General features: G+C 72.2%; 2 protein-coding genes. Both read right to left on the reverse strand.

What is annotated here, in order from left to right; all coding sequences use genetic code 11:
• Positions 1-224 precede the first annotated feature (224 nt).
• On the reverse strand, positions 225-824 hold the full coding sequence (locus AB0G02_RS37575) for a dihydrofolate reductase family protein (protein WP_360804483.1): 600 nt from the start codon (positions 822-824) through the stop codon (positions 225-227).
• Complete coding sequence (locus tag AB0G02_RS37580) at positions 821-1,666, reverse strand: metalloregulator ArsR/SmtB family transcription factor (RefSeq protein ID WP_360804486.1); 846 nt, start codon at positions 1,664-1,666, stop codon at positions 821-823. The genes AB0G02_RS37575 and AB0G02_RS37580 overlap by 4 nt, the downstream gene beginning before the upstream one ends.
• Between the last annotated feature and the right edge of the window lie 257 nt (positions 1,667-1,923).

Here is a 1,923-nt window from a genome sequence, read left to right on the forward strand (position 1 = left end):
GCCGAGCGGACGGGTGCCGGTCGGCCGACCGGTCCCAGCTCCGGGATGCCCGCTCCGGCCGCCGGAGGAGGCACCGGTCCCGCCGTGCCGGACCCGCGGCGGCACGGCACCAGTCGTCCCATCCGACCGCGTCGGACAGCCGGGACGCGAAGCGCAGGTCCGCCGCTCACCCCGCCGGTGGGTGCCGCCGCGGAGCGCGTTGTCCACTCAGGACAGCGCTCCCGTCAGCGCACGCGGTCGTAGACGAGAGCCATCTCGCCCTGGTCACCGACTTCCTGGCGGGTGACCGTCCACTTCGAACCCGGCAGGCCGTCCTCGAACAGCCGCTCGCCGCCGCCGGCGATCTCGGGGCAGATCATGAGGTACAGGCGGTCGACCAGGTCGGCGGCCAGCAGCGCCTTGATGACGCTCGCGCTGCTGTTGACGAGGATCTCGCCCTCACCGGTCGCCTTGAGGTCGGTGATGACCTCCGCGGCGGGGGCGTTCACCACGCGGGTGCGCTCCCAGGGCGCCTCGGCCAAGGTCGTGGAGAAGACCACCTTCTCCACGTCGACCAGCCACTTCGCGTACCCGCGGTCGCGGGGGTCGGCGTTGTCGTCACCGGCGACGGAGGGCCAGAACCCCAGGAACCCCTCGGCGTTGCGCCTGCCGAGGACGGCCGTCGTCGCGTTCTCCCAGATGCGGCCCAGGTGCCTGCGCGCGACCTCGGTGACCGCGTACGGCACGATCGCGCCGAGGTCACCGGGGCCGCCGGGGCCGTTGTAGCGCCCGTCGAGGGTGATGCTGATGTTCGCGGTCACCTTGCGGTCGGTCGACTCGGTCATGGCTGCGATCCTTCTTCCGTTGTGTGTTCTGCTTCGGTGGCGCTCGTGGACGCGCCGATGGTGTGGACGAGGTTGTCGAGGACTTGACCCCAACCCGTCTCGATCCCGGCGATGTAGGGGACGGCTTCGACGGCCGTCTCGGTGATGCGCAGGTCGAGCCGGAGCGTGGTGCCGCCCGGCGCCTCGGTGAGCTCCAGGTCGTAGAGCCCGGTGAACGAGACCGCGCCCGCCGCGTCCAGCACCGAGAGGTCGAACACCAGGTGCCCGGGTTCCTCCGCGGTGCGCACGGTCCCCTCGGAGCGGTACCGCTGCCCGTCCGGGTCGCGGTACTCCAGGACGGCCCGCCCGCCCTGCCGGGGTTCGAGGGCGCAGTCGGTCACGGTCATCGACGGCGGTGCCCACCAGGACGACAACAGGTCCGGGTCGACCCAGTGCCGCCACACGACCTCGCGGGGCACGGCGAGCGCGCGCTCGAACGAGAACGTGCGGCCGTCCGCCCACCGGTCCCGGTCCGCGATCGCGGCTTCCGCCTCGATCGCCGCGCGGTACCGCGTGATGACGTCCAGCTCGCCCGCGTGCGCCTCGGCGGTCTCGACCAACTCCCGCAGGCTGCGCACGAGTGCCGCCAGCGGTGCGGTGTCGAGGGCGTAGACGCGGCGCTGGCCGAGCGGGTGGACGGCGACGAGCCCTGCGCGGGCAAGGGTCTGGAGGTGCTTGGTGGTCTGCGGTTGGCGGGAGCCGGTCAGCTCCGCCAGTTCACCGACGGACCGGGGGCGCACGGCGAGGAGTTCCACGATGCGCCACCGCGCGGCGTCCCCCAGTACTGCTGCGATCCGGTCCATGCGGCAAAGTATTCATCTAAGAGAATAGTCGTGTCAAGGAATACTTTGGTGTCGCCACGCGCCGGCCGGGACCGGGCCACGCCCGCCGCCCACCTCACCCGCGGTCGCGGCCCCGGACGACCGCCGGGTGTGGTGGGCCGGCGGTCACAGGCTCAGGCCGCTGGTGAACACCTGGTCGAAGTAGACCTTCAGCTGGGCGACGGAGACGTTCCGGCCGAGGCGCGTGTAGAGCTGGTCGAGCGCGTCGGACCACCGGC

Source organism: Actinosynnema sp. NPDC023658 (genome assembly GCF_040639995.1).
In the GTDB taxonomy this organism is placed as follows: Bacteria; Actinomycetota; Actinomycetes; order Mycobacteriales; family Pseudonocardiaceae; genus Actinosynnema.